General features: G+C 65.8%; 23 protein-coding genes and 3 pseudogenes. 20 read left to right on the plus strand and 6 right to left on the minus strand.

The features are described from left to right. Positions 1-85: 85 nt before the first annotated feature. On the minus strand, positions 86-745 hold the full coding sequence (locus tag C1N74_RS16220; RefSeq protein ID WP_258318047.1) for a CDP-alcohol phosphatidyltransferase family protein: 660 nt from the start codon (positions 743-745) through the stop codon (positions 86-88). A 171-nt stretch (positions 746-916) separates the two neighbouring features. On the opposite strand from C1N74_RS16220, the gene C1N74_RS16225 reads away from it, so the two are divergent. From C1N74_RS16225 to C1N74_RS16270, 10 genes and pseudogenes are all read left to right on the plus strand, one after another. Continuing rightward, positions 917-1,162 carry a hypothetical protein gene (locus tag C1N74_RS16225; RefSeq protein WP_137751078.1) on the plus strand — a complete coding sequence of 82 codons (246 nt, stop codon included), beginning with the start codon at positions 917-919 and terminating at the stop codon, positions 1,160-1,162. A gap of 468 nt (positions 1,163-1,630) precedes the next feature. Then, positions 1,631-2,137 carry a universal stress protein gene (locus C1N74_RS16230; protein WP_137751079.1) on the plus strand — a complete coding sequence of 169 codons (507 nt, stop codon included), beginning with the start codon at positions 1,631-1,633 and terminating at the stop codon, positions 2,135-2,137. Further along, the gene (locus C1N74_RS16235; RefSeq protein WP_137751080.1) at positions 2,134-2,880 is read left to right on the plus strand and encodes a 2,3-diphosphoglycerate-dependent phosphoglycerate mutase; all 747 of its coding nucleotides are present in this window, start codon (positions 2,134-2,136) and stop codon (positions 2,878-2,880) included. Before C1N74_RS16230 ends, C1N74_RS16235 begins: the two co-directional genes overlap by 4 nt. Then, on the plus strand, positions 2,877-3,380 hold the full coding sequence (locus tag C1N74_RS16240) for a CrcB family protein (RefSeq protein ID WP_181405609.1): 504 nt from the start codon (positions 2,877-2,879) through the stop codon (positions 3,378-3,380). The genes C1N74_RS16235 and C1N74_RS16240 overlap by 4 nt, the downstream gene beginning before the upstream one ends. Next, positions 3,377-3,748, plus strand: coding sequence for a fluoride efflux transporter CrcB (gene crcB, locus C1N74_RS16245; protein ID WP_137751081.1), 372 nt, complete (start codon positions 3,377-3,379; stop codon positions 3,746-3,748). The genes C1N74_RS16240 and crcB overlap by 4 nt, the downstream gene beginning before the upstream one ends. A 235-nt stretch (positions 3,749-3,983) precedes the next feature. Next, positions 3,984-4,580, plus strand: a complete 597-nt coding sequence (locus C1N74_RS16250) for a recombinase family protein (RefSeq protein WP_036282733.1) — start codon at positions 3,984-3,986, stop codon at positions 4,578-4,580. A gap of 6 nt (positions 4,581-4,586) precedes the next feature. Then, complete coding sequence (locus C1N74_RS16255; RefSeq protein ID WP_016463903.1) at positions 4,587-5,969, plus strand: Mu transposase C-terminal domain-containing protein; 1,383 nt, start codon at positions 4,587-4,589, stop codon at positions 5,967-5,969. Further along, positions 5,969-6,777: pseudogene (locus tag C1N74_RS16260) on the plus strand (AAA family ATPase). The gene C1N74_RS16255 and the pseudogene C1N74_RS16260 overlap by 1 nt, the downstream one beginning before the upstream one ends. A 172-nt stretch (positions 6,778-6,949) precedes the next feature. Beyond that, positions 6,950-7,393, plus strand: a complete 444-nt coding sequence (locus C1N74_RS16265) for a MerR family transcriptional regulator (protein ID WP_137751082.1) — start codon at positions 6,950-6,952, stop codon at positions 7,391-7,393. Beyond that, positions 7,390-8,375, plus strand: a pseudogene (locus C1N74_RS16270) (arsenic resistance protein). Before C1N74_RS16265 ends, C1N74_RS16270 begins: the two are co-directional and overlap by 4 nt. Before the next feature lie 32 nt (positions 8,376-8,407). Here the strand turns inward: C1N74_RS16270 and C1N74_RS16275 are convergent. The 3 genes from C1N74_RS16275 to C1N74_RS16285 all read right to left on the minus strand — a co-directional run bounded on the left by C1N74_RS16275 (position 8,408) and on the right by C1N74_RS16285 (position 10,616). Continuing rightward, positions 8,408-9,091: a cation diffusion facilitator family transporter gene (locus C1N74_RS16275; protein ID WP_137751083.1), complete on the minus strand. Its 684-nt coding sequence runs from the start codon at positions 9,089-9,091 to the stop codon at positions 8,408-8,410. Then, entirely contained in the window at positions 9,088-9,432 is a 345-nt protein-coding gene (locus C1N74_RS16280) for a helix-turn-helix transcriptional regulator (RefSeq protein WP_137751084.1), read from the minus strand. The genes C1N74_RS16275 and C1N74_RS16280 overlap by 4 nt, the downstream gene beginning before the upstream one ends. A 338-nt stretch (positions 9,433-9,770) precedes the next feature. Continuing rightward, positions 9,771-10,616, minus strand: coding sequence for an NmrA family NAD(P)-binding protein (locus C1N74_RS16285; RefSeq protein ID WP_137751085.1), 846 nt, complete (start codon positions 10,614-10,616; stop codon positions 9,771-9,773). A 55-nt stretch (positions 10,617-10,671) separates the two neighbouring features. Between C1N74_RS16285 and C1N74_RS16290 the strand changes: the two genes are divergently transcribed. Then, entirely contained in the window at positions 10,672-11,076 is a 405-nt protein-coding gene (locus C1N74_RS16290) for a helix-turn-helix domain-containing protein (protein WP_137751086.1), read from the plus strand. 10 nt (positions 11,077-11,086) lie between these two features. Here the strand turns inward: C1N74_RS16290 and C1N74_RS16295 are convergent, their stop codons facing one another. Both C1N74_RS16295 and C1N74_RS16300 read right to left on the minus strand, forming a co-directional pair. Continuing rightward, positions 11,087-11,596 (minus strand): CGNR zinc finger domain-containing protein, encoded by a 510-nt coding sequence (locus C1N74_RS16295; protein WP_309147431.1) that lies wholly within the window; start codon positions 11,594-11,596, stop codon positions 11,087-11,089. Between the two features lie 135 nt (positions 11,597-11,731). Further along, positions 11,732-12,574 carry an AEC family transporter gene (locus C1N74_RS16300; protein WP_258318048.1) on the minus strand — a complete coding sequence of 281 codons (843 nt, stop codon included), beginning with the start codon at positions 12,572-12,574 and terminating at the stop codon, positions 11,732-11,734. 747 nt (positions 12,575-13,321) lie between these two features. Between C1N74_RS16300 and C1N74_RS16305 the strand changes: the two genes are divergently transcribed. The 9 genes and pseudogenes from C1N74_RS16305 (at position 13,322) to C1N74_RS16485 (ending at position 21,754) form a co-directional block, all read left to right on the plus strand. After that, positions 13,322-13,939 (plus strand): hypothetical protein, encoded by a 618-nt coding sequence (locus C1N74_RS16305; RefSeq protein ID WP_137751088.1) that lies wholly within the window; start codon positions 13,322-13,324, stop codon positions 13,937-13,939. Positions 13,940-14,056: 117 nt separating this feature from the next. Then, entirely contained in the window at positions 14,057-15,229 is a 1,173-nt protein-coding gene (locus tag C1N74_RS16745) for a copper chaperone PCu(A)C (protein ID WP_309147432.1), read from the plus strand. Next, a complete protein-coding gene (locus tag C1N74_RS16320) occupies positions 15,229-16,455 on the plus strand; it encodes a Dyp-type peroxidase (protein WP_137751089.1) in 1,227 nt (408 codons plus the stop codon). Before C1N74_RS16745 ends, C1N74_RS16320 begins: the two co-directional genes overlap by 1 nt. Before the next feature lie 8 nt (positions 16,456-16,463). Beyond that, positions 16,464-17,252, plus strand: coding sequence for a PepSY-associated TM helix domain-containing protein (locus C1N74_RS16800; protein ID WP_375538061.1), 789 nt, complete (start codon positions 16,464-16,466; stop codon positions 17,250-17,252). Continuing rightward, positions 17,249-17,809, plus strand: a complete 561-nt coding sequence (locus C1N74_RS16805; protein ID WP_375538062.1) for a PepSY-associated TM helix domain-containing protein — start codon at positions 17,249-17,251, stop codon at positions 17,807-17,809. The genes C1N74_RS16800 and C1N74_RS16805 overlap by 4 nt, the downstream gene beginning before the upstream one ends. A gap of 1,626 nt (positions 17,810-19,435) precedes the next feature. After that, a pseudogene (locus C1N74_RS16810) lies at positions 19,436-19,990 on the plus strand (hypothetical protein); the annotation flags it as partial. Positions 19,991-20,100: 110 nt separating this feature from the next. Beyond that, positions 20,101-20,571: a hypothetical protein gene (locus C1N74_RS16735; protein ID WP_258318049.1), complete on the plus strand. Its 471-nt coding sequence runs from the start codon at positions 20,101-20,103 to the stop codon at positions 20,569-20,571. Continuing rightward, positions 20,502-21,578: an RHS repeat-associated core domain-containing protein gene (locus tag C1N74_RS16340; protein WP_375538063.1), complete on the plus strand. Its 1,077-nt coding sequence runs from the start codon at positions 20,502-20,504 to the stop codon at positions 21,576-21,578. Before C1N74_RS16735 ends, C1N74_RS16340 begins: the two co-directional genes overlap by 70 nt. 17 nt (positions 21,579-21,595) lie before the next feature. Beyond that, positions 21,596-21,754, plus strand: coding sequence for a hypothetical protein (locus tag C1N74_RS16485; RefSeq protein WP_181405610.1), 159 nt, complete (start codon positions 21,596-21,598; stop codon positions 21,752-21,754). The last annotated feature ends 523 nt before the right edge of the window (positions 21,755-22,277 follow it).

The raw sequence follows: 22,277 nt of genomic DNA on the forward strand, positions 1-22,277 counted from the left end.
TTTGGAGCAACGAACCAGAAGGCGCGGGCCGTTACAGCGGCTGGGTGCCGCTCGCGCGGAGCGAACCCGTCGTCGTCCGCGATACTCACGCGCGTTCCAAGGCGACGACGTCCCGACCGAACGAAACCGTCAACAGTGCCAAGGCGATCGCGACGGATGCGACGGCCATCGCGGGCGGCACGATCGGAACGAGCGCGAGCAGGAGGGCAATCCCCTGGATCGCGGCAACCACACGGCGGAACGAGCTGTACGACAGATCAGCCCGCAGCTTGGGGTGCACCCAGGATGCCGCAACGAACACGTAGCGCATGAGGCCAATCGCCAGCACCCACCAGCCCACCGTCTGCGACACGAGGACCGAGAGCACGAGCAAGAGGGCGGCATCCGACTCCATGTCGAGGCGTGCACCAGCGTCGGTGGCGGTGCCCGTGCGGCGTGCCACCCACCCATCAACGGCGTCGAGGAGGAGTGCCGCGCTCACCACCGCGGCCGTCGTCCAGGTGCGGACGGGAAAACTGTCCAAGAGGACCAGCACCGTGACGGCGGCGATCAACCCGGTGAGCGCTACGCGCCCCAGAGTGACGCGATCGGCGGGGGTGATCGTGCGGGGCCGACGGCGCAGGATCGAGGCGGCGGCGACCAGGGGAACGACGAGGGCCACGGCGACCGTCACGACGATCTCGACGCCGTGCGGGGTGTACAGCAGCGCCCACACGAACGCGCCGATCAGGGGCAAGAGCACCACGACGCCCACGTCGACCGCTCCGCCGGACCGCGACGGGCGCGCCTCGCCAGAAGCGGTCTTTAATCGATGGGAGTCATTCCCTCACAGTAACGCGACGCAAACATCCGCGGCTAAGAGCGCATTCCGACGCCGTTGTCGACGCGACGACTGGCCTCGAACTGATCCGCGACCATGACGACCGCACCCGGATCGCGGTCGCACTCATCGGCATGCCCGGTATCGACTAACGATCCCGCCATTGCCCGCCGGTCGACAGCCGGCTCGGCTTCTCTCACCGGTACAGAAGTGCTCGGCTTCGACGAACTCCTGTTTGTCCTCGACTGTCACTGCAAACGCCTCGGTGCGTTCTCGACCTCCACGACTTCACCGACACAAACCGTCGCCGCTACCGAAAGCATCACGCGCGGCAATTTCTGACTCCTCGAACGCCTCTTTTCCCAAGTTCAACGAGTACTGCGCGTCAATCAACTCGAAACCATGACTGACGACGACATCGAAACCACCGCAAGCGTCCTCGTCACCGGCTGACACCCGTCATCTGGTGTACCCGGTGCACCGCCACATCGTTCAACTCGTCGACGAATCCGTGCGGAGTACGTTGCCGGGGCAAAGGGCGACGCCAGCCAGGCATCACATCGCGGCCGCTCCGCGCGCTGGGGAAGGTCAAGTCCCAGCGGGGGTGGAGATCAGGCGCATCGGATTCGACCGCGTCGTTGATGATGGGCGCTATCGACCTGCCTCTATGACAGGTGCCCGGGTGGGTGCATACTGGTGGTGTCTTCGGACCCGGCAGTGGGGCTTGCCCGGACCCAACCTCGACACTCGTCGACAACAGTCCCTATCTCAGTTGGTCGCGCTCACGCGCGCCTGAGGTAGGGAGATGTGATGGCAGATTTGACGGTGCCGGGCGCAGTCGTCATCGGCGTACAAACGGGTCACGTGCGTGACGTCATGGAAGTCGCGGCGCAGGTAGCCGAAAAATTCGCCGTACCTGTGGTGTGCGTCACCGTCGATGCAGGGCTGCTGGCTTTGGGAAAGCGAGCGGACGGTTCCGCGATCATCGAGCCGCTTGACCCGGACTCCATCGACAGGGACCCGCAGCATCTTTCGGATCCCGACCGCGCCGCGATTGATGCGATCGCTGCCGCCCGGTCGGTCGAGGTCGCAGTGTTGACGAGAGTCGGGGATCCTGTCCGAGCCCTCACCACGATCGCCGAGGAGCGTGACGCCGTGATGATCGTGGTGGGCACGAACACCGGGTGGCATCGGCTGGCGGAGTTGTTCAACGGCAGCGTCGCTGCGCGACTCACCCGTCACCAGCACCGCCCGGTGCTGGTCGTGCCGACAGACCCCGTCGGGTTCAATCACCACTCACCAGCGGATCCGTCATGACCGGGACCCTCGCGCTCCTCCGACACGGCGAAAGCACCGCGAACCAAACCGGGATCTTCACGGGATTACTCGACGTGCAGCTCACCACCCGCGGTATCCAGCAGGCCCACCATGCCGGGCTCCTACTGCGAACCCACCACGTGATGCCGGATCTGATATTCACATCGACGCTGCAGCGCGCCGTCCACACCGCTGACCTTGTTCGAGACACTCTCGGCACGGGTGCCCCCACCACCGCGATGTGGGAGTTCAACGAACGCAACTACGGCGCCCTCACCGGACGCACCAAAGCAGAGGCCCGCGCCGAGCTCGGCGACAACCAGTACACACACATGCGTCGGTCGCGGGACGGTCGACCACCGGAAATGTCAGGTGACCACTGGAGAGCTCTGCGACAAACACCCGCACTGCGCGGACTCCCCGAAGCGGCGGTCCGGCGGACGGAGGCGCTGATGGATGTCATCGACCGCCTCACGCCCGTGGTGCGGACACGGCTTCTTCCCGCGTTGCAGTCAGTGCAGAGCGTGCTCATCGTCGCGCACGGCAACTCCTGGCGCGCCCTCTGCGCCGTCATCGACGACCTCTCCGATGCAGAGCTCGCCGACCTCAACCTCCCCACAGGACAGCCCCTGCTCTACCGGATGGACGACGCAGACAACACGCTCACGCCCCGAGGCGGGGCCTACCTCGATCCGGCAGCACACGACGCCGCAGCACTCGTCGCGGCAGAAGGCGGGACATGAACACCCCCACGGACACCTCGATGCCCGATGATCAGCTCCCACCCGACCCCGACGTCTATACCCCCGCACCGTCGGCGGCAACGCGTCCGATCCACCTGCGTTGGCGCTACCTCTCGCTGGTCGCTCTAGGCGGCGCCATCGGTACCGCGGTACGCGAGATCGTCGCCGAGATGTTCCCCGCTGTCGATGGGGTGAGCTGGTCCATCTTCTGGATCAATATTGTCGGCGCGCTGCTGCTCGGCCTGCTCCTGGAGGCACTCGCGCGCCGCGGACCCGATCACGGTCACCGCCGCACCCTGCGGCTGCTCCTGGGAACCGGGGTGCTGGGCGGCTTCACCACCTACAGCGCCCTCGCAGAAGCGACCGCCGCACTCTTCCTCGACGGACACGGCCTCGCCGGCACCGGCTACGCACTTCTGACCGTGGTGTCCGGCGCGATCGCGACCGCGGGCGGCCTCATGGCCGCCTCCTCGATGCGCCCGCGGACGGTACCCGCATGAGCGCGCTCCTGGTCCTTCTCATCGCTGTCGGCGGTGGTGTCGGCGCTGCCGCCCGGTTCCTCCTTGACGGCCTAATCAACACCGGCCGGCAATTCCGCCTCCCCGCCGGAACCCTGACGATCAACATCACCGGGTCCCTGCTGCTCGGCGTCATCGTCGGAGCGGCAAGCCACCTCGGTGCGGAACCGGTCGCAGTGCTCGGCACCGGGGTAATGGGCGGGTACACCACCTTCAGCACGGCCAGCTTCGAGACCGTTCGACTCGCCCGAAGCGGCCGGCTGACCGCTGCCGCCGTGAACGGACTCGGGATGCTCGTCGTCTCCGTCTCCGCAGCGACCGTCGGCATCCTTCTCGGCGGCGCACTATGACCGTCGTCACCCTTCACCGTTCACAACTCTTGCGTCGCGGGAGCTGCTGTGTAGCTGGCTCGACCCGAAAGGAAGCGTCTCAGGTAGCTGTAGCTTTCTGAGACGCCGGACCAAGTGGCCCTCGACAGCGCCCCTTTGCCCGAAATCTCGGGCCGCGCGTCGTCTCAGAAAGGCGTCTCGCCATAATTCGTCTCAGCAGGGGTCATAAAGGGTGTTTCCGAGTCAGAATGGGCTCGTGAGGCTTCTCGGATACACGCGCGTGAGTACGTCGAGTCAGGACGCGCAGCTGCAGCTCGACGCGCTCGTTGCTGCCGGGGTGCAAAAGCGCGACGTCTTCGCGGATGTCACCTCGGGGAGCAAGACCGCGATCGAGCGGACCGGGATGAAGAAGCTCCTCGAGTACGCCGAAGACGGCGACACCGTCGTCGTCTGGCGAGTCGACCGCCTCGGCCGCTCCCTGATCGACGTGCTGAACACCGTGAATCTGCTGCGCGAGCGCGGCGTGCAGGTGCGGTCGATCTCGGATGGCATCGATCCGTCGACGTCGACGGGCCGGCTGATGTTGAACATGTTGGCCACGCTCGCGGAGTACGAGCGGGAGCTCATCGTCGAACGGGTCAACGCCGGCATCGCAGCCGCCCGAGCGAACGGGACCCGGTTTGGCCGGCCTCTGTCGGACCCGGTCGTGATCGCGGACAAGCTCGCGATTGCCGCGGATGCGCGAGCGCGCGGCCGCACCGCCGAGGACGCCGCTCGTCTCGTCGGGTGGAGTCGCGCGACGCTCTACCGCCATCAGCAGGTCCATGCGGCCCGCGAGAGCGCAGCGATGTAGCGGCTCATGGACGGCCTCGAGCGGTGGCGGATCCTCCGACTTCACGTCGAAGATCAGATCCCCCTCGCGGCCCTCGCCCGCGAGAGCGGCATCGGCACGCGGACGCTCCAACGCTGGCATCAGCTCTACGAGAAACACGGGCTCGCAGGACTCGACGACACCGCACGAAGAGACAAGGGCAGCCGACGCACTGACCCCGCAACCGTCGCCGCCATCGAGCGGCTCGCCCTGACCCGGCCTCGTCCGTCAATCGCGACGCTGCATCGACTCATCGTCGAAGAGTGCCTACGCGAGAGTAGGCCGGCGCCGAGCTACGCGACCGTCCGAGAAATCGTGCAGGCCCTCGACCCCGCACTCGTCACCCTCGCGTTGGAGGGTCCCGCGTCCTACCGCGATCGTCACGAGCTGGTGTTCCGCCGTCGCGCACAACGGCCGAACCAGATCTGGCAGGCCGACCATACCGAACTCGACATCCTCATCATCGGCGCGAACGGGAAGCCCGACCGGCCCTGGCTGACAACCGTCATGGATGATCACTCCCGCGCGATCTGCGGATACATGGTCTTCACCGGAGCGCCCTCGTCATTGAACACCGCGCTCGCGTTGCGGCAGGCGATCTGGCGAAAGACCGACCCCGCGTGGGCGATGTGCGGAATCCCCGATGTGCTGCACGTCGACCACGGCTCCGACTTCACCAGCCACCACCTCGAACGCACCGCCATCGAGCTGCACCTACGGCTCATCTTCTCGACCGTCGGCAGGCCCCAGGGGCGCGGCAAAATCGAGCGATTCTTCGGCACCATCAACACCGAAGTCCTCCCAACCCTCCCCGGCCACCTCGGCCCCGGGAACCGCAACCCGCAGCCCGTGCTCGACCTCCCGGGCCTGGACCGAGCGATCGGCGCCTTCATCGCGACCTACAACCAGCGCACCCATCAGGCGCTCGGCATCTCCCCACGCGACGCATGGGTCGCGGACGGCTGGATACCCCGCATGCCCGACACCCTCAACGAGCTCGACGGCCTGCTGCTCACCGTGCCCACGCATCGGACCGTGCAACGAGACGGCATCCACTTCCAAGGCCAGCGCTATCTCGCGCCCACCCTCGCACCGTTCGTCGGACACGCAGTCACCATCCGCTACGACCCCCGCGACCTCTCCGAGATCCGCGTCTACGACCACGGCACCTTCATCTGCGTCGCCGTCGACGAAGCCCACCCCAACACCCGCCTCAGCCTCCGAGACATCGAAGCCGCCCGCCGCGCCCGCCGCCACGAACTCCGCCGCACCATCAACGACCGCATCCCCACCATCGCCCACCGCGAAGAACCCCACCTCGCGGACTCGACCCCGCCCAAGAAACGACTCCGCACCTACGAGGAGGAGTGATGACCCAGAGCTTCATCGTCACGAAGGAACACCGCCGCTTCACCGAGTTCGCGAACGCGGTGAAGAAGGAACGCACCATCGGCATCTGCCACGGTGACGCTGGAGTCGGAAAGACCAACTCCGCCCGCCGCTACGCCAACTGGGACACCCTCCAGCCTTTCATCACCGCGTGGGGCCCGAGGAGCGAGGACGACGCGAAACACTACGCGCTCGCGCATCGCTCCCGCACCGTGTTCTACACACCCGAGGTCCTCCCGCGACCCAGAGACCTCATGGGAGACATCAGCAGATGGCGTGTCAAAGTCGGCATCTGTATCGACGAGCACCTCCGCACCATCGGGAAAGTCACCGGAGTGAACACCGCCGACACCACACGGTGGGTCGAACTGCTCATCGTCGACGAAGCCGAGCGCCTCACGCCCACCGCGCTCGAGCTGCTTCGCGACGAACACGACCGTACCCATCTCGCGATCATCTTGATCGGCATGCCCGGCATCGACCAACGCTTCCGCCACTACCCCCAGCTCTACAGCCGCCTCGGGTTCTCCCACCGCTACCGCGCCCTTGGCCGAGACGAACTCCTCTTCGTCCTCGACCGACACTGGACACGCCTCGGACGCACCCTCAACCCAGACGACTTCACCGACGCCCAAGCCGTCGCCGCCATCGAACGCATCACCCGCGGAAACTTCCGCCTCCTCGAGCGCTTGTTCCCCAGATCAACCGCATCCTCAAGATCAACGAACTCGAGACAATCACCGACGACGTCGTCGAAGCCGCCGCCAGCGTACTCGTCATCGGGAGCTGACCGGCGCCACCGAACGATCACAGAACACCGCCATCAAGCGAGCAACTCCACAAACCGACCTCTCAAAACGTAGGGCCGTCTCGTAACCACCTTTCGGGCCGATCGGTTTCGGGACACAGTTTCGGGGCGCGGCTTTGACCTTCGACTCAACTCGAAGGTTTAGTGTCGGGCCGTGCGTATCTCTGAGTTGTCCCGTCGTTCCGGCGTGCCGGCGACCGCCCTCCGGTTCTACGAGTCGGTAGGCCTGATCGTGGCCGCGCGTGCGGCGAACGGATATCGCGACTATGACGAGAGTGCCGTCGACCAGCTGACCTTCGTGCATGGGGCGAAGCAGCTCGACCTGTCGTTGCCCGAGATTGTCGAGTTGCTCGATGTGGTGGAGGCGGAGAGCTGCACCCAGGTCCGCGAGACTTTGCGCCCGAAGCTGGATGAGCGCCTGCGTGACGTCGACGAGCGGCTGGCTGTTCTGATCAAGCTTCGAGAGCGGTTGGTGGAGGCAACGGCTCGGGTCACGGCCTGCCCCGACAGCGGCGATCGCTGCCAGACGCAATGTGTGCTCGCGCGATCGGGCGCGTCGTGCGTGTCGGAGTCGGGGCCGATCGGCGGCGCTGGATGAAGCTTGCCGCGATCGTCGAATGGTGGGATCGCCAGCAGATCGTGCTCTACGTCGTAGCCATTGGGGGCGGGGCGCTCCTGGGCCTGGCTGCGCCGCAGCTCGCCCCCGCGTTGGAGCACTCGATCGAGCCGGTGCTGATGGTGCTGCTGTTCGCTACCTTCCTGGGCGTGCCGCTCATCGAGGTCGGCGGGCGCTGCGCGATATCCGCTTCCTCGGCACGGTCCTGGTCGCCAACTTCGTCGTCGTTCCCGTCATCGCATGGGGCCTGTCTCGGTTCGTCGCGGATGACCGGGGGCTGCTGCTGGGGGTGCTATTTGTCCTCCTTACACCGTGCATCGATTACGTGATCGTGTTCACCGGGCTGGCGGGCGGAGCTCGCGCGCGCCTGCTCGCGGCCGCGCCGCTGTTGATGCTCGTGCAGATCGTTCTCCTGCCCGTGTTCCTGTTCTTGTTCGCCGGGGGCGACGTGCTCTCGGTGATCGACGTCGGGCCTTTCGTCGAAGCCTTCCTGCTGCTGATCGTGCTCCCGCTTGCGGCCGCAGCGGTCGTGCAGGCGGTCGCTCGACGACACCCCGTCGGGAAGGTGATCGAACGGGTGATGGCGGGGGCGATGGTCCCCCTGATGATGGCAACCCTCGCGGTGGTCGTTGGGTCACAGATCGCCGCCGTTGGTGCGCAGGCGCTCACACTCCTGCGGGTCGTCCCGGTTTACGTCGTGTTTGTCGCGCTGGCTGTCACGACTGGGCTGCTCGCGGGCCGTCTCGCTCGACTCGATGTGCCCTCGACGCAGGCGGTGATGTTCTCAGCTGCCACCCGCAACTCCCTCGTCGTTTTGCCGCTCGCCCTCGCCTTGCCTGACTCGCTGAGCATCGCACCCCTCGCCGTTGTCACTCAGACGCTGGTCGAACTCGTTGCCATGGTCGTGCTCGTCCGGCTCGTGCCGCGCATCACCCGCAGAAGCACCTTCGTAACGGCCTGGTAGTCGCCTCTGGCGGTGTTTGACGAGCGGCGTCGTCAGGCGCCGTGATGATCGTGATGCTCATCGTCGTGCTCATCCTCGAGAAGCATCCCCACCGACGTCGCGCAGGCGTCGCCACGCCACGCCTCAATCCCCTCACGGATTGCGAAGGCCGCGATGACCAGGCCTGCGATCGCGTCGGCCCACCACCAGCCAAACAGGCTGTTGACGACGAGGCCCAACAGCACGGCCGCGGAGAGGTATGTGCAGATGAGCGTTTGCTTGGAGTCCGCCACGGCCGTGGCTGATCCCAGCTCTCGACCGGCGCGACGCTCAGCGAGCGAAAGGAAGGGCATGATGACCACGCTCAGGACGGTGATGACGATGCCGAGCGTGGAGTGCTCGACGTCGACCTGGCCGACGAGAGCGAGGGCCGAGGTCACCGTGACGTAGGTGGCCAGGGCGAAGAACGCGACTGCGATGACGCGCAGCGTGCCCTTCTCCCACCGCTCGGGATCGCGGCGGGTGAACTGCCAGGCGACCACAGCCGCCGATAGAACCTCGATCGTCGAATCCAGACCGAATCCGACCAGCGCGGCCGACGATGCCACCGTACCGGCGGCGATCGCGACCACCGCCTCGATCAGGTTGTAGGCGATCGTCGCGGTGACGATCCAGCGGATGCGGCGTTGCAGAACGAGTCGGCGATCGTCGGCGAGACGGGGAGTTGTCGTGGTCATGCGCAGGTGCAGTTCTCTCCGGCGCAGCAGCCAGGCTCGACGTAGAGAACGACGCGCAGCAGCTCATCCAGGGCCGGGGCCAGGTGGGCATCCGCGAGTCGGTACCAGGTGCGTCGCCCATCGGGCACGGCCTCGACGAGGCCACAGCCACGCAGGCAGGCCAGTTGGTTCGACATGACCTGTCGAGATACGCCGAGGGCATCGGCCAAGTCTGAGGGGTAAGCGGGGGCCTCCCGCAGCGCCAGCAAGACGCCCGCGCGCGTGGAGTCGGAGAGCGCGTGACCGAGGCGGGCCAATGCCGCGGTGTGAGTCGCAGTCGCGGACACGGTTACGGTAGACATGTGAGCAACGGTACAGCGAACCGTGAATTAACAAAAGCCTGTATTAGATCGCCCCGTAGTTGTAGGTTTCCGCAATCGCTCGAAACTGATCGTTTCTGGGCCGCGGTGCGAGAGGTCTTCAGATGGCGCCCCGGAAAGGTGAGCCGGAACCGTGTTTCGGCGGACGTTTTCCGCGCATGATCGTGAGCGTGAAGTAGCCGACGCAGTGAGTCCTCCGATGGTGTCCTCATCCGCGCCACCGGACCTGAGCTCGTCGTGAAGCCGCGGTCCCGAGCGGAGCGTGGTGTCACAAACAATTAGTGGCGCCGGCCCTCAGGCCGGCGCCACATGTGGGGGAGTTAAACCCCCGAGTCGCGGAGCCACTGCTCGACCGAGCGAGGGGTGACGCCGAGCAGCTTCTGGGCGGAACGGGACTCGTCGATTCGCTCATCGGGCATTGACCAACGGGCGTGGTACGAGGCGATGACGGGTTCGACGCCGGCTGCGCCGAAGATGGGGATGATCAGCTTGCCGTACTCGTCCGGGTTCTGGCTTTCGAAGGTGACGGGCTTGTTCAGGTGAGCCGAGAATCCCTGGGCGAGGTCATCGCCGAGAAGTGCCGGGAGGGCCCCGGCGGTGACGACGCCCTGCACGTCGATGTTGTCGGTGAGGAGTTTCACGGCGATGTCGGCCATGTCCAGGTGCGAGATCCACGAGATGGCGTAGTCCTCACGGATCGGGTAGCGAAGCTTCCCTTCGGTGCGGGCCGGTTCGAGGGTGACCGGCAGCAGCAGGTTCTCGAGGAACGTCTTCGGGGCGATGACCGCGTAGGAGACTCCCGACTCCTCCAGCTTGGCGTGGAGGATCCCGTGGGCCGTCGTCGTGCCGTCGGGCAGGGTCAGCGGGTAGCCGCTCGTGGAGAACACGACACGTCTCGGCCGGGCCTGGGCCACCGCGTCACCGATCGCCGCGGCGAACGCGACCTGCTGGTCCGGGCTACCCAGCGGCAGGTGAACGAAAACACCCTCCGCACCCTGATATGCCCCAGCGAGGGATGCCACCGAGTCGAAGTCGACGGCCACGGCCTTCCCGTCGACCTTCGTCGTGTCGCGCACTGCGGCGGCGGTGTCGTGGCCGGCGGTCTGCAGGAGAGTGAGGAGAGGAGCGCCCTGAGCGCCCGTTGCACCATGAACGATGATTGTCATGAGACCATTAGTGCATAGGATGCACCGGTTACTTCAAGTGCACTAAGGAGACGTCATGGGGTTCACCGCACAGACCTGGCCGGAGTGCGGAATCGCTCGCTTCCTGTCCCTGCTTGAGGGGCCGTGGGCGACGTTGATCGTCCGTGAACTCTTGAACGGTCCCCATCGTTTCGGGCAGCTACGGGATGCTCTACCAGGGATCAGTGCGCACACGTTGACCGACAGGCTGCGGCGGTTTGAGACGTACGGGATTGTCACCCGGACCTCCTACCCGGAGATCCCGCCCCGGGTCGAGTACGAGCTCACCGAGTTAGGGCGAGGCCTCCGTCCCGTCCTCGATGCGATGAATGCCTGGGCGCAGACCGTTCCCCCGGCCGTTGCCGAGGAAGAGGCGGTCGCGCTCCCGACCTCTTGCGCCGGCGTCGTCTACGAACCGAGCCAGCCGACCTCACGCGCGTGAGGCGAGGGGTCTAGTTCTGGCGTCGCCGGTGACGGCTGACCGCATCGTTGTTGCCGCAACGCGCTGAGCAGTACGTCCGACGCCCATTGCGGCTGGTGTCGACGAAGACCTTGTTGCAGTCGGTGCGGGCGCACAAACCCAACCGTTCGCCTCCGCTTTCGACGAGGAAGATCGCGATACCACCGGCGGTGACGGCCTTCACGCGGGCGGCGATGTCTTCGTCCTCGCCGGTGAAGTGCAGGTGGGGGCTCCAGCCATCATGTGTCGTGAGGTAGGCGCGCGTTGTCCCCTCTGTGAGGAGCACGTTTGCGGCGCGTGTGCGGTTCTCCGTGGCGGACGCTGAAAACACTTCCCTGAGGAGGTCGGCCCACTCCGCGAGAGCGTGAAGGTGTTCATCGGACAGCTCTGCCCGGCGGATCTCGTGAGAGAGCAGCACGTCCTGCACTGCCACACGGGACAGCGATTGCCGTCCCCCCGACACGGCATTGACGAGGTCGGCCGCGAGGGTGACGCCCGTCATGTTGTCATGGTTGTACTGCATTTAGTGATTACACCACCTAAGTCCAGGTCGTTCACGGCGACCCTGCCAGCAGGGCGAGTGCTGCCGGCAGCGTGATGACCGACAGGATCGTTTGAGTAGCTGTGATGGAGGCCATCAGTCTTGTGTCGCCCCCATTCGGGCTGCGAGGACTGTGGCTGACGGGGCGGTGGGAACGGCAGTGATGAGCACGATGGCCACCAAAGGCGTCCCCGAGATGCCCATCGCTACCGCGATGGAAGCCGCGGCCCACGGGACCGCGACAAGCTTCAGCACGCTGGCTAGCGAGATATCCAACAGGTCCCGCCAGCGCGCGTCGAATCGGATGGCTGCTCCCGCCGCAAGGGTCCCCGCAACCAGAGCCGGGGGCGAGAGGAGATCCAGCAGAGGTGCGACAGCACCCGGCACGCCCGCCCCGGTCAAACTCAGGGCTACTCCGGCCGCGCACGCAAGGATCAAAGGGTTCGAGGCGAGCTCGCGCACAAGCCTCGGCCGCGGCTGCGCCGCCGTGACGTCGCCATAACGGGCAAGGGTGGACACGCACAGGACGTTGACCAACGGCACGACGACGGCGCTAGCAATCGCAAACGACGCCACTCCCGCTGTCCCATGAAGCGCCGCCGCGAAAGCGAGCCCGATGTACGTGTTGATGCGGACGCTTCCCTGCACCATCGATGTCACCGCCGGCCCGGACAGCCTCAACGGGCGTCGCAACGCGATGACAACAGCTGTCGCTAAGACCAGCGGTACAGCCAAGCTCGCAAGCAGCGGCATAGCGTCGAGCGAACCTAGGTCGGTCTCGCCGATCGACGAGACAAACAGAGCTGGAGTGAACACGAAGTAGCTCAGCCACTCGATCCCGCGCCACACATCGGGACTCCTCAAAGTCGTGCGACGAAGCACCGCCCCGAGAGTGAGAACAGCAGCGATCGGCAGAACAGCCGAGAAGACGATGGACACCCGACGACAGTGATGCAATCAGTCATATCGCTTCAACCATTACGCGGCTTCGACCGCTCGACGGGCGGAGCGCTGCGGGCGGAAGGAATCGCTGTATGACCGCTCGAAGGCCCCCGGGTTTGCACGTCCCATTGCTAGCTCGACCTACTCGACGCTAACGCCTGATGTTGTCGAGGTCGTCAACATGGCGGAGCCTGCATGGTCGAGAGGACCTACCTACTTCCCGGACCGACGACTATCGCGGGCCGCCAACGAGTGCGTTCAGCCTGTCAACTAGACGGGTCAGCTGCGGCACTCCGATCCGCTGAGCGAGGGATTCGTCAAACCAACGCATCCAGACTCTCTCGACCTCTTGGGTCGTCACGACACCATTCTTGAGAAGCATGCGGGTCAGGTCGACCGCTTCCATCTCGTACTCGTCTTTCGGTGCACCTTCCGGCGTCCCGGGCTCGAGGCCGTATGGATCAGCCTCGTTGAGAACGGCCACGACGCGTCTGAGGGTTCGCCTGTAGGCAATCGTCTGTGCTCGCACACTCCAAGTCTCCACCCCGGAGCCACGCCGCAAACGATCGATTTCGGCGCACCACGGAAAGGACGCTCGGGACCACCGCCAGAAACGTGGGCCGGTACCTGGTTGTGGTGGCCCTTTTCGGTGGAAAGCCCGCGCTGGGGTGCCGCGGCGTCGCTTGGTCGGTCGGCGGCGTAGGTTCGGGGCATCAGGCTGCTTGAAGCTGACACAATGGGCGCATGCGTTCGTCGAGGGGGCCCCGCGTTGTGCGGGGGTTGCTCGCTTCGTCGTTCGCTACTTTCATCGCGTTGATGTCTCACGTTGCGGCGGGTGGCACGGTCCCCGGGGTCCTCGGTGTCGTCGTGCCGTGGGTTCTCTCGCTGTTCGTGTGTGTGCTCCTCGCGGGCCGGGCGCTTTCGCTTGCGCGTCTCACCCTCGCCGTGATGCTGAGCCAGTCCCTGTTCCACGTTCTGTTCGTGCTGGGGTCCTTCTCGCCGAGCGGTTCGAGCAGCGTCGGGGGTCACCACAGCCATGCCCATTCAATGGTGATGACCGGCGGTGGCGCGATGACGTCCGCTCTGCACGGCGATGTATCGATGTGGCTCGCTCATGGGGTAGCCGCCGCGGTCACGGTCGCTGCCCTCTACCGGGGAGAGCGCGCGGCGCGCTCGATGCTTGAGCTGTTTGCGAAGCTGCGATCGTGGGTCAGGCTCGTGTTCGCCCGTCTGGTGGGCTTGGTGCTCGCCCCATCCCGCCGCAGAATCGCACCTGTTTTCTCCCTCACGCTCGTGCTGACGAGCGTGCTTCCGTTCGCGTCGGTATCTCGTCGCGGGCCCCCCTCGCTGTCGGCGCTCTGAGTTTCCTATCGCTGCGCTGCGGCGATGTTTCTGTGCGCTGAGCGGGCGGCTGCGGGCTGCCTGCCCCGGCATGCGTTGCGTGCCCGCGTCGCGGGTGTGCTTGTGAACGGTGGTCCGATGTCTCGTATCCGTACTCTTCTGGCGGCTGCTGCGGCCGCTGCGCTGCTGTCGTTGGCGTTCGCGTCTCCGGCGTACGCGCACGACGAGCTGGTGGGGAGTAGCCCTGCCTCAGGCGACAGGCTCGCCGGCGCCCCGGCGGATATCACGCTAGATTTCTCAGCCGACGTGATGACAGTAGGGGCCGCGGTGATCATTGCCGACGGTCAGGGCCGGGACTGGGTGCTGGGTGAGCCGGCAGTGGATATGGGCCGGGTCACGGTGATGGTCGACCCGGAGATGCCCGTTGCCGGTTACGAAATCCGGTGGCGGGTGGTGTCCTCTGACGGGCACCCCATCAGCGGTCTGATTCCGTTCACGATCGGTGATGCCGAGCCACTCACCCGCACCGCCGCGGCCACCCCCACCCCGGGGCTCTCGCAGCGGGCGATGACACAACGGATCAGGGAACACAGGAAACCAGCGGCGCTGTCCGCATCGCACTCATCGGCGCTGGGGCGCGGCCGTAGCGGCCGTCGTCTTCATCGCCATCCATTTCATCCGCCGCCGGTTCGCTCGACGCGACACCGGCGGCACCAACGACCCCGCGCACACGGCCGGGTCGACACGCTCGTGAAAGGCACCCCTGTGAACACCAAGACCAACAGCATCCGTTTCGGCACCCTCATTGCCGCTGCCACCCTCATCCTTGCCGGATGCTCCTCCACAACCCCGACCGAGGAAGAAGCAGCCGCAGCGTCGATTGCCGGCGACAGCGTCCAGATCACCGACAGCTGGGTGAAGTCAGCTGACTCGGGAATGTCGGCGGCTTTCGGGGAGCTCACCAACGACTCCGACGCCGACGTGACCGTTGTCTCTGCGACCACGGAGGCATCGTCGATGCTCGAGCTGCACGAGACCGTCGAGAACGAGTCCGGCGAGATGGTCATGCGCCAGATCGAGGGCGGGTTCGTCATCCCCGCGGGAGGGTCGATGGACCTCGAGCCCGGCGGGAACCACATCATGCTCATGGACCTCACCGCCCCGCTCGTCGCCGGCGATGAGGTGACGTTCACCCTGACGTTCTCCGACGACTCGACGTACGAGTTCACCGCTCCGGTGAAGGACTACTCCGGCGCGAACGAGAACTACGAGGGCGGCGACATGGACATGGACATGGAAATGGATCACTGATGACAGTGCCCGATGAGGGCGCACGTCGAAAAGGCGCGACCCGGCGACAGTTCCTCTTCGGAGGAGCCGTCGCCGGCGTCGGCGCCGCCGCCGCGATCGGCATCGACCTTGCCCTCAACCAGAACCAGCCACCCGTTGAAGCGGGCGCGTCCGTCCCCCTCAATGGCGATACCGTCGTGCCGTTCTACGGAGTGCATCAAGCCGGTATCGACACCGACGCCCAATCCAATGGCACTTTTATCGCCCTCGACCTCCACGACGACGTTGACCGTGACGGGCTGCGCCGGCTCATGCGAATCCTCACCGACGACGCCGCCCGCCTCACGCAGGGCGTGCCCGCACTTGCGGACTCTGAACCGGAGCTTGCAGCCACCCCGGCGCGGCTCACAGTCACGTTCGGGTTCGGACCTCGGTTCGTTGAGCGTGCTCAGGGGAGCGGGCCAGCCTGGTTGCGGCCGCTGCCGGCGTTCGCAATTGACCGGTTGCAGCCGGAGTTCTCCGACGGTGACTTGCTCATCCAGCTTGCAGCGGATGACCCGATCACCCTCGCCCACGCGGTGCGGATGATGCTGAAAGACACCCGCAGCTTCGCGGAGGTGCGGTGGGTGCAGCAAGGGTTCCGGCAGGGCTACGGGTCGGTCGCGCCCGGCACCACGATGCGCAACCTGTTCGGCCAGGTCGACGGCACCACGAACCCGAAACCGGGCACGACGGACTTCGACGATCTCGTGTGGAACACCAGCGGGTGGCTGACCGGTGGCACGAGCATGGTCGTGCGTCGCATTCACATGGACCTGGACAAGTGGGACCGTCTAGACCGTCCCGGACGTGAACAGTCCGTCGGACGGAACCTCACCAACGGGGCCCCGCTGACCGGGACGAACGAGCACGACGAGCCGGACTTCACTGCCACCACCACGATCGGGTTCCCCGTCATCCCCGAGTTCTCCCACGTCCGCCGGTCTCGATCCGATGACACCCGTCAACGGATCTTCCGCCGCGCCTACAACTACGACATCCCACCCGGAAACGGGTCTGTGTCGGACTCCGGCCTGATCTTCGTGTCCTTCCAAGCCGACGTCGACGCCCAATTCACCCCATTGCAGAGACGCCTCGACGAACTCGACCTCCTCAACGAGTGGACTGTTCCGATCGGTTCTGCTGTCTTCGCGATCCCGCCCGGCTGCGCCGAAGGCGGGTACATCGGCGAAACCCTCCTCACCTGAAAGCACCCATGACCACCACCGCCACAGCCGTGTCCGACCAGGACACCCCGCCGCCCGCACCCCGCAGACGGCGCGGCTGGTTCGGAGCTCTCATGCTCCGTATCCACTTCTACGCCGGCATCCTCGTCGGCCCGTTCATCCTCATCGCCGCGCTCAGCGGCGCCCTCTACGCCATCGCCCCAACGCTCGAGCAAGGCATCTACCAGCGGCAACTCCATGCCCCGGTCACGGATACCCAGCTCACCCTTGCCGAACAGATCACCATCGCTCAGGACCACATCGGCGGGGAAGCGGCCCTGTCCGCGGTCCGGCCTGCACCCGAACCCGGCGACACCGCCCGGGTGATGTTCGCCCAAGAAGGGCTCGCCGGCAGCGAATCACGAGCCGTGTTCATCGACCCCGGAACCGGTGAGATCCGCGGCGACGAAACCGTATACGGCACCAGCGGATCGCTGCCGTTCCGCACCTGGCTGAGTAACCTGCACCGAAACCTCAACCTCGGCGAACCCGGCCGTCTCTATAGCGAGCTCGCCGCCTCCTGGCTCGGCATCGTCGTCGTCGCAGGGCTCGCGCTCTGGATCATCCGCATCCGCAAGTCACGCACAAAGAGAGACTTCATCCGCCCCGCTCGCAAGCACACCGGATACCGCCGCGTGTTCAGCTGGCATACCTCCCTCGGCATCTGGGTGGTCCTCGGCGCCCTGTTCCTCTCCGCCACAGGCATCACCTGGTCCACCTACGCCGGCGCAAACGTCTCGGGCCTCAGAACCGCTTTGGACTGGGGCACCCCGCGGTGAATACCAACCTCAGCGGGGAAGCATCCGGCGGCGGAGACCACTCGCACCACGGTGGTGCAGCTGCGGCGCCCACGGGGCAGGCCAACCCCGCGACATTCGACGAGGTCCTCGCGATCGCGCAACGTGTAAACGTGAATACCGGGCTGGTCCAGATCCTCCCTCCCGCAGAACCCGGCAGAGCATGGGTAGTGCAAGAGATCGATCGCGGCTACCCCACCGAAGCCGACGCCGTCGCGATCGATGGAACGACCATGCAGGTCGTTGACCGGGTCGACTTCGCCAACTTCTCGCTGCCCGCAAAGCTCGCAACCTGGGGCATCGCGATCCACATGGGAACCATGTTCGGTATCGCCAACCAGATCGTGATGTTCCTCCTCGCCACAGGCATCGCCACAATGGTCGTCCTCGGCTACCTCATGTGGTGGAAACGCAGACCCGCCCGCGGCGGCGCGAAGGTCGGGAACCCGCCCCGACACGGCGCCCTCGACACCGCCCCGTGGTGGGGTATCGCGATCGTCGTCGCGGTCGCAATCGGCATAGGATTCGCGTTCCCCTGATCGGTTTCACCCTCGCCGGATTCGTGATCGTAGACGCAATAGTCAACGCCATACCGCGCCGCCCAGAGCGCGAACAAGCTACCGCCCCGCGAGGGTGACGGTAGGCGGGGTGCCACTTCCCTCCGGCATCCTGCGGTGGGGCGTCCGGGTGGTGCCGGACGCCCCACCAGCCCTGGACGGGCCCGGCGGCGCCTGATCATCCCGCATCGTAGGCGTCTCTCGGTTGATCACCACAACCCCCGAACTAGCGGGGCGCCGTCAACCGCGCCGATAACGATCGTTATCGGGACACCTGTGTCTACGGGCTTCGGCGGCCTGCCTGAAACGGCGTCCGAAACCTGGTTTTGGCGGACGTTTGCGGCTGGCTCTGAACCGAAACGGTGGCCCTGGAAAGTTTTCCTATGCGTGGGCTGGGTGTTCGCGGTACGGTGAGCCGCCGCTTACGCAGAGTTGCGCAGGCCGGTGTGTGGTCATCATTGGGGTTTTGGCTGTTCGGGGGCGTTGTGGGTTCTGTGCTGTCTCGTCGGGGTTCTTTTCGGGTTCGGTCGATCGGTTTCAGCGCAGCGCTGCTCGCGGCCGCGTTGACGTTCACGGCGGTGTCGCCTTCGTCCGCGGTGCCGTTGGTGGTGACGTTCGGTCTCCCGGTGGGTGGGTATGACGTCGGTGCGGGCGGGGATCGTCCGGGTGGGACGGAGCTTGAGTTCCCGGTGTCGGATTCGGTGACCGCGTTCGTGGACGTGGGTACCGGTAACTTCCGGGTGAAGGACCACCGGCCTCAGCCTTCCGGGGGTGACGCAGCAGGTGGGGATCAGTGAGTCCTACAGTTCCCTGACCCCGACGAATGGTCCGGTGAGTCCGGTGCCGACGTCGCGGTGGACGTTCGGTGTGCAGGGCATCGGCGGCCTCAACTCCGGTGCGGCGTCGGGTGTGGTGGAGTACACCGCAGCCGATGGGACCCGCTGGTCGTTCGCCCCGGTGATGGGGTCGACGACCGCGTTCAACACCCCGGCGGGGGTGAAGGCAGATCTGGTGAAGGTCGGTACCGATTACCGGCTCACATTCCGCGAGTCCAGTGTCGTGGCGACGTTCAACGCGGATGGGCGTGCGTTGTCGATCGCGGATCGGAACGGCAACGTGACCGCCCTGGCTTACGGGTCGAATATGACTGTCACTTCCACGGCCGGCCCGGCAGCTGCGCGGACGGCGACGATTACCACAACGGCCACGACGACCACAGTGTCGCAGTCTTCGGGTGGTTCGTCGCGGTCGATGGTGTACACCCGTGATGGGTCGGGGAATCTGACGAAGATCACCGACCTGACGGGCAAGGACACCGTGTTCGGGTACGGGCCGGCGAACACGCTGACTTCGATCATGGCACCTGATGGCGGGGTGATGACGATCGCGTACGACAATCAGAACTCCCGCAAGGTCACCTCCATCTCCCGCGCGAACACCTCGGCGGGGTCGCCGGGGGCATCGGTCACCCGGTTCGCGTACCCCTCGGCGACGCAGACGCTTGTCGCGCAGCCGAACATGAACCAGGCCGCCGCGGTGAACACCGTCCCCCGCATCACGTACACGGTGAATGCGACTTCGAAGCTCGTCACCGGCGCCATCGATGAGATGGGCCGTCAGCGTGCGGCGACGTACACCGGCAACGGTGATGTCGCGACCGCAACGAGCGGTACCGGCGCGACTGCGGGGACCGCGACCGCAACCTATGGCGCCAACGGTGGGGATTCCCGCACGGCGGTGCAGTCCCCGACGGGCGCGACGCAGTCCGCCGCTTATGCGAACACGGCGGCGTCGACGAAGTATCTGCCGTCGTCGTCGACGGACGGGTCGGGGAACACCACGACGTACACCTATAACGGTGCCGGGAACCCGTTGAGTTCCTCGAACGCTCTGGCGGCGACGTCGACGTTGACGTACAACGCCAACGGCACTGTCGCCACCGCCCTCGCCCCGGGCAACGGGTCCAACGTCACCACCTACGGGTACAACGCTGATTTCCAGCTCAACGCGCTGACTCCGGTCACGGGGTCGTCGCTGGGTGCGAAGGCGTTCACCTATGACGCGTTCGGTCGGGTTCGGACCGCGACCGATGGGAAGGGTGTCACCCTCACCTACACGTATGACAACGCGGACCGGTTGCTGTCGACGGCGTTCACCGGGGGACGGCGACGGTCACCAACACGTACGACAACAACGGCCGGCAGAAGACCCGGGTTGATGGGAACGGGACGACCACGTGGGGGTATGACCAGCTCGGCCGCCTCACCTCCCGGGTGAACACCTTCAACGGCGGCACCATCACCTACGGGTACGACAAGGCCTCCAACCTCACCTCCACCACCGACAGCCGCGGCACCACCACGAACGCGTTCGACGCGTCCGGGATCCCGGTGTCGATGACCTACCCCGATAACTCCGGGACGGGCCTGCTGAACTTCGCCGTCGATGACCAGGGCCGCCGCACCGACACGTGGCTGGACACCAACACCGGCAACACCGCCTGGAAGGCGCACAGCAAGCAGGAGTACGACAAGTCCGGGCGCGTGTCCCGCGCGATCGCCGAAACGGTCAACAGCGGTGGAGCCCCGGTCACTGTCAGCGACATCTCCTACTGCTACACACCGGCACCGCCGCCCCCACCTGCTCGACGGGTACGGGCGGGGACCGGTCGAAGCTGCAATGGCAGCTCGATAACAAGACCGGCCAGTCCACCACCTACGGTTACGACGGCGCCGGGCGTTTGACCTCCGCCACCCAAGCAGGAGGGACGAACCCGACGACGTGGACGTACACGTACGACGCCCGCGGGAACCGGCTCTCCGCCTCCGCGACCGGCGGCACGACTAGCTCGCAGACCCTCACCTTCAACGCCGCGAACCAGGTCACCACCGCCGGGTACACCTTCGACGGAGCGGGAAACCTCACCGCCGACCCCTCCGGCACGTACACCTACAACGGCGCCGAACAGATGACCGGAGTCACTACCAGTGCCGGGTCGTTCACGTACATATACGCCGGGACCAGTCAGGTCGAGATCCTGCAGCAGCAGAACGAGACCGCGACCCGGAAACTCACCTACGGGCGCACCAACCAGGTCGGCCAGCCGATCCTCGAGCAGGCGCAGGTCGGGTCGGTCACGGCGTACCTGGAGAACGACCCAGTGACGGGGCAGCCGCTGATGCTGCGCACCTCCACCGGAACCGTCAGCCTCTACGTCTACGACGGACTCGGCAACCCCACCGCCATCGTCCGAGACATCGGCGGCACCGGATACACCTACCAGTACGACCCGTACGGGCTCCCCACCCTCACCTCCACCAGCGGCGGCGCCGGCACCAGTCAGAACCCGTTCCTGTTCAAGGGCGGCATCCAAGACCGCGCCACCGGATGGATCCTGTTCGGCAACCGCTGGTACAACACGTCGATCGGCCGATGGACCCAGCAAGACACCCTCGACGCACCCATCGACCCCAACAACGCCAACCGCTACGCCTACGCCGGCGCAGACCCCATCAACAACACCGACCCCACCGGAAGGAACACCTGCACCGCCGTGAACAACACGCTGACCGCCATCAGCTACATCGCGGGTGGCATCGGCCTGATTGGCGCCGGGATAGCAGCGACGGTGAGTGCGCCGGTAACTGGTGGTCTTTCTGTGGCAGGTTACGTGGGCTGGGTGGGGGGAGCTGTGTCCTTCGCTACGGGCGGCCCGTCTCTGCTCCTGAGCCTGACGGGAGCGTGCGGGTAGTGGGAGGCTTTCAGCTCGTGGCGAGTCTTGGCCTCGCGCTCGCCCTCGTTTGCATCATCGTTTCCATGCAGGCCATGTCGGTGGAAAGCCGAGGTCGGGCAAAGCTTGCAGCCATCATCGGTCTGATTTCTCTATCCGTGAGTGCGGTGTTCTGGCTTCTGGCGCTGAGTAACTGAGATTAAGAATCAGTCGTATGGAGAGCCCAAGCGGTGACGCTGAGGCGACGAGCGGACTCCGTCGGAGACTGCGTCGCGTAGGGGTACGGGGCGATGACTGAGTCGGCGAAGTACGCCATCTGGCAGCAATCCGACGATGAGGGACAATTCTGCCAGGGCGGGTCCTCATCGAAAACGATCGTTATCGAGAGGGTTCAGACCGCTTGGGCTGGCGCAGTGCGCGCCCTGCCCAGATGGCGAGTGGGATGGCGAGAGCAAAGCACACGACGCCGATGACTCGCCACCAGGACTCTGCGAAGAGGAGGGCAGACGCGCCCCCGCCCACATGAGTACGGCGAGGGCCAGGACGACGGCGGAGATGGCGCGACTCATGCGCCAAGAATACGGAGGGGGCGACTGGCCGGAAACGATCGGTTCCGGACGGGAGCGCGTCGAGTGGTATCAATCCGGCCTCGTGCCCCTGTAAGACCCCGGGATCGCCCTGCGATGCTGATGTCATGCGTATCTGGATTCGGGTTCTGTC

Origin of the sequence: Microbacterium sp. SGAir0570 (assembly GCF_005491085.2) — a bacterium.
Lineage (GTDB): Bacteria > Actinomycetota > Actinomycetes > Actinomycetales > Microbacteriaceae > Microbacterium > Microbacterium arborescens.

Bases quoted from the DNA above. Each gene is read 5' to 3' on its own strand.
- C1N74_RS16225 (WP_137751078.1), top strand. From the start codon at position 917: ATGACGACCGCACCCGGATCGCGGTCGCACTCATCGGCATGCCCGGTA.
- C1N74_RS16230 (WP_137751079.1), top strand. From the start codon at position 1,631: ATGGCAGATTTGACGGTGCCGGGCGCAGTCGTCATCGGCGTACAAACG.
- C1N74_RS16235 (WP_137751080.1), top strand. From the start codon at position 2,134: ATGACCGGGACCCTCGCGCTCCTCCGACACGGCGAAAGCACCGCGAAC.
- C1N74_RS16240 (WP_181405609.1), top strand. From the start codon at position 2,877: ATGAACACCCCCACGGACACCTCGATGCCCGATGATCAGCTCCCACCC.
- crcB (WP_137751081.1), top strand. From the start codon at position 3,377: ATGAGCGCGCTCCTGGTCCTTCTCATCGCTGTCGGCGGTGGTGTCGGC.
- C1N74_RS16255 (WP_016463903.1), top strand. From the start codon at position 4,587: ATGGACGGCCTCGAGCGGTGGCGGATCCTCCGACTTCACGTCGAAGAT.
- C1N74_RS16275 (WP_137751083.1), bottom strand. From the start codon at position 9,091: ATGACCACGACAACTCCCCGTCTCGCCGACGATCGCCGACTCGTTCTG.
- C1N74_RS16280 (WP_137751084.1), bottom strand. From the start codon at position 9,432: ATGTCTACCGTAACCGTGTCCGCGACTGCGACTCACACCGCGGCATTG.
- C1N74_RS16285 (WP_137751085.1), bottom strand. From the start codon at position 10,616: ATGACAATCATCGTTCATGGTGCAACGGGCGCTCAGGGCGCTCCTCTC.
- C1N74_RS16290 (WP_137751086.1), top strand. From the start codon at position 10,672: ATGGGGTTCACCGCACAGACCTGGCCGGAGTGCGGAATCGCTCGCTTC.
- C1N74_RS16295 (WP_309147431.1), bottom strand. From the start codon at position 11,596: ATGACGGGCGTCACCCTCGCGGCCGACCTCGTCAATGCCGTGTCGGGG.
- C1N74_RS16305 (WP_137751088.1), top strand. From the start codon at position 13,322: ATGCGTTCGTCGAGGGGGCCCCGCGTTGTGCGGGGGTTGCTCGCTTCG.
- C1N74_RS16745 (WP_309147432.1), top strand. From the start codon at position 14,057: ATGTCTCGTATCCGTACTCTTCTGGCGGCTGCTGCGGCCGCTGCGCTG.
- C1N74_RS16320 (WP_137751089.1), top strand. From the start codon at position 15,229: ATGACAGTGCCCGATGAGGGCGCACGTCGAAAAGGCGCGACCCGGCGA.
- C1N74_RS16800 (WP_375538061.1), top strand. From the start codon at position 16,464: ATGACCACCACCGCCACAGCCGTGTCCGACCAGGACACCCCGCCGCCC.